Raw genomic sequence first — 3,677 nt, forward strand, 5'->3', positions numbered from 1 at the left:
ACAGGTTTAATGCTGTTTCTTGGTGTGATGCTCAAGCGAATCGGTTTGATCAATGATAATTTCATTGATGTCGCGTCCAAAGTGGTGTTTCAAGTCACCCTACCCGCGATGCTATTTCTGAGTATTGTTCAATCGAATCACAACTTTTCAGCCAGTAGCGCGTTAGTTGCGTTTGGCGTCATCGCTAACTTTGTCTTTTTCTTGTTCACGATTTTCTCAACCAAGTTGGTATTCAAAAGCTCTAAAGATCAAGGTGTGATCATCCAAGGTGGATTCCGCGCTAATACCGCGATCATCGGCCTCGCCTACGTGGCTAATATTTATGGCAACCAAGGCGTGGCATTGGCTGCTATCTATGTCGCATCTCTGACCGTACTGTATAACATTCAAGCCGTGATAGCACTGACACCCAAAGGCAAAGACACCGGCGCTAAAGCCATTAAAGTGATCGCCAAGTCCATCACCAAAAACCCGTTAATCATCGCTATTTTCTTAGCAGTCGTCTTCTATGCACTTTCAATTCCGATTCCAAAAATGGTGACTGATGCTGGGCAATACTTTGCCAACATGACTTTGCCTTTGGCTCTACTTTGTACTGGTGGTTCTCTAGATATTAGTTCGCTTAAACAAGAAAAGTTGTCTACGTGGTTCGCCTCTAGTTACAAGTTAATCGCGTCACCTTTACTGACTACACTGGCTGGCTGGTACTTAGGGTTTGAAGGGCTCGATCTCGGACTTATCTTCTTGATGAGCGCAGCACCAACGGCAGCGGCAAGCTATGTTATGGCGCGTGCGATGGGAGGAAACTCAACACTCGCGGCTAACATCATCGCTCTTACTACTGTTGTTTCTCTTATCACTTGTACACTAGGTATATTTGCACTCACTGCAATGGATTTAATATAGCTGCGACAGGCTTCAAAAAACCGACACAAGCCTTGAAACAAAGGTCATAAGCCTTGATTTAGGACTAACTGGTTGGGCATAAAGGCTGCTAGATTTCGTAAAAATTTTACTGAGAGATCTGATATGTCTTCCGTTCAACATACGCCTTCACAACACATCGCCAGTATCGAGTTAGGCAGAGTGATTGCTATCTTGGCGATCATTGGTTTGCACGGCCAAATGGCACTCACTTATTGGCAAATAGATGAGGTGCCTTGGATCGGTTATGTGCTCAACCAAACCGCTCGTTTTGCCGTGCCTCTGTTCTTCCTTATTTCAGGCTATCTGATTCAACCTAAGCTCACAGCATCACCTTGGACAGCCTTCATCAACTACTCCAAACCACTACTCAAAGTTTGGTTGGCATGGAGCATCATTTGCTTAGTGATGCCATTCAATCTCGCGAAAGTAGAAGAGTTTGGCTATCTAGGCGAACGTGAAGGCTATTGGGGTTTCTTAATGAATACCCCACTCAACTCTTTCTTAGAGGGTGGGTTGGTACATTTATGGTTCATTCCCGCCCTTGTGTGCGCGGTTTTGATCATCGCCTTAATGGTAGAGATGAAACTCGATAAGCTTTTACTACCGGTGGCCATTCTGCTTTACGTCTATGGTGTATTTGCGGGCAGCTACACAAGCTTAACCGACCTTAGTGCCCCTTTCTTCACGCGTAACGGTCCGTTCTTCAGCACGTTAATGGTGACCTTAGGTTTCCTCATTCGTCAGCATCAATGGAAAGTGTCCTCAGCCAAAGCATTAGGGTTATTGGCGTTAGGCATGGTCATCCACTTTGCCGAAGCGGCATGGCTAACCCAATTTGATATCGCCTTTAATATTCACGATTTCTTGTTTGGTACAGCTTTGTGGGGGATTGGTGTGTTCATGTGGCTTTTAGCTAATCCAAACATCGGCGATTACGCATGGCTTCACGCTATCTCGAATCGTATGCTGGGTATCTACGTTTGCCATCTGTTGATCATTATTTTGCTATTCAATGTCTGCGGAGTATTGGGCATCACTGAACTCGCTAAAGACATTACCGTGTTCTTCGGCACCTTTACCCTGAGCTTTATATTGATCGCTGGTATAGAAAAAACGCCACTGCGCCACTGGTTACTTCGTTAGTGCTCATCTAGCCAACGACGTATTACAGGCCTAGTGACAATCCTCAGTCTGTAATTTGCCTTGATGCAACATTCTTTTCTGCAACGAGGTTCGCCTTGCCAGTGAAAGCACTAACTCGCTTTCACTGGCAACTTTAAACTTCAACATCCCTTTCCCTCTTATGCGTTACTCTCTTTTAACCACTGACGTGGCGACACACCCGATACATGCTGAAATGCGCGTGAGAAACCTGAATAACTGTTGTAACCGACTTCATCGGCAACCCAGTTGATGGGCTTATTTTGCAGTAGCAGAGATTGAGCAACGGAAACACGCCACTTTTGCACGTAATCTCCCGGTGTTTCACCCACCTCACGCTTGAACGCCTCAATAAACTGAGTACGAGACATCAAAGCCAGTGACGCCATTTCTGCAACCGAAAAATGACGAGCAGGCAACCGGTGAATAGCGGTCACCACAGCAGCAAGCCTTGGGTGTGCAAGAGCAGAGAAAACGCCGCTATCGATTTTTTGTTGTTCAATGAGATGACGAAAAATCAACGCCATCAACGCATCACTCAACTTGTCCATTAGGTATTGCTGCCCTGACGATTGTTGTCCTGAAGATGCTTGCCCCGACTCTCGAAACAGCACCTCAATCACAGGCATTAAGTTCGGTGCATCTTCAAACGGAATAACTATCATGTCGGGCAGAGCCGATAATAAAGGATTCATCTGCCCTGAACGATACTCCACGTTCGCACACACAAGCTCTGCACCTTCTCCCACACCTTCAATTACATGTGGTGTGCTATTCGGCAGATAAATAATACAGGGCTGAGAAAGCTGCCTGCATTCCGTATGAGCACCAGATAAGGTCAACTCCCCCGAACTTAATACATGAAGGTGCCCTTCTTTGCCTTGTTGCGCGTTAAATGACGACACCCCACACAGGTTTCCAGAATAGAAAACGCCAGTGCGTATCGAGAAGTGTTCCATTAATTGTGACAGCAGATCCATGCACCCTCCGAACGATTCGCTTAGTTTTTAGTTCTTTTGTCCCTCTATAGACCGGACGAGTGGGCTAAATTATTTCAAACAAGATAACCAACACTGACAAGGAACTTGATATGTCACACATGAAATCGACCAGTCAAAAAATCACTCTATTGGCCGCGTTACTAGGAACCAGCTTTTCGTTAATGGCAGCAGACCTTGATATGAGTGTCGACAACAATGATCTCGCCATTAAAGGTTATGACCCTGTTGCTTACTTTGCCAATGAGGGGCCAGTTAAAGGCACATCTGAATTCACAGCGACTTATAAGAATGCGATTTATAACTTTGTGAGCAGTGAAAACCGAGATGAATTCCGATCTAACCCATCGGCTTATGCACCTCAATATGGTGGCTATTGTGCCTTTGGTGTGGCAATGGGTAAGAAATTTGAAACGGACCCACTAGCTTGGAAAGTAGAAGGTGGGAAGCTGTACTTAAACTTAGATAAGTCAGTTCAAAAGCGTTGGCTGGAGAATACGCAAGAATTCATCCAAGACGCCAACAGCAATTGGACCACGATCAAAACCGTCGAAGCCTATAAGCTCTAGGTTTTAAGTTCTAAGTTCTAAG

4 protein-coding genes are annotated in these 3,677 nt (G+C 45.4%); 3 read left to right on the forward strand and 1 reads right to left on the reverse strand.

Going from position 1 to position 3,677, the window contains the following annotated elements:
- The first annotated feature begins 9 nt into the window (after positions 1-9).
- Together AB4496_RS19885 and AB4496_RS19890 are read left to right on the forward strand one after the other, a co-directional pair.
- On the forward strand, positions 10-906 hold the full coding sequence (locus AB4496_RS19885) for an AEC family transporter (RefSeq protein WP_372131712.1): 897 nt from the start codon (positions 10-12) through the stop codon (positions 904-906).
- Positions 907-1,029: 123 nt separating this feature from the next.
- Positions 1,030-2,070: an acyltransferase gene (locus AB4496_RS19890; RefSeq protein WP_102257672.1), complete on the forward strand. Its 1,041-nt coding sequence runs from the start codon at positions 1,030-1,032 to the stop codon at positions 2,068-2,070.
- A 158-nt stretch (positions 2,071-2,228) separates the two neighbouring features.
- Here the strand turns inward: AB4496_RS19890 and AB4496_RS19895 are convergent, their stop codons facing one another.
- Positions 2,229-3,068 (reverse strand): AraC family transcriptional regulator, encoded by an 840-nt coding sequence (locus tag AB4496_RS19895; protein ID WP_102257673.1) that lies wholly within the window; start codon positions 3,066-3,068, stop codon positions 2,229-2,231.
- A 110-nt stretch (positions 3,069-3,178) separates the two neighbouring features.
- Here AB4496_RS19895 and AB4496_RS19900 point away from each other — a divergent pair, with 110 nt between their 5' ends.
- Positions 3,179-3,655, forward strand: coding sequence for a YHS domain-containing (seleno)protein (locus AB4496_RS19900; protein ID WP_009846117.1), 477 nt, complete (start codon positions 3,179-3,181; stop codon positions 3,653-3,655).
- Positions 3,656-3,677: the final 22 nt, after the last annotated feature.

Origin of the sequence: Vibrio sp. 10N.222.46.A1, from assembly GCF_041473595.1 — a bacterium.
In the GTDB taxonomy this organism is placed as follows: Bacteria; Pseudomonadota; Gammaproteobacteria; order Enterobacterales; family Vibrionaceae; genus Vibrio; species Vibrio tasmaniensis_A.

What these genes read in the sequence shown, in the direction of transcription:
- AB4496_RS19885 (WP_372131712.1), top strand. Translation starts at nt 10, where the DNA reads ATGCTGTTTCTTGGTGTGATGCTCAAGCGAATCGGTTTGATCAATGAT.
- AB4496_RS19900 (WP_009846117.1), top strand. Translation starts at nt 3,179, where the DNA reads ATGTCACACATGAAATCGACCAGTCAAAAAATCACTCTATTGGCCGCG.
- AB4496_RS19890 (WP_102257672.1), top strand. Translation starts at nt 1,030, where the DNA reads ATGTCTTCCGTTCAACATACGCCTTCACAACACATCGCCAGTATCGAG.
- AB4496_RS19895 (WP_102257673.1), bottom strand. Translation starts at nt 3,068, where the DNA reads ATGGATCTGCTGTCACAATTAATGGAACACTTCTCGATACGCACTGGC.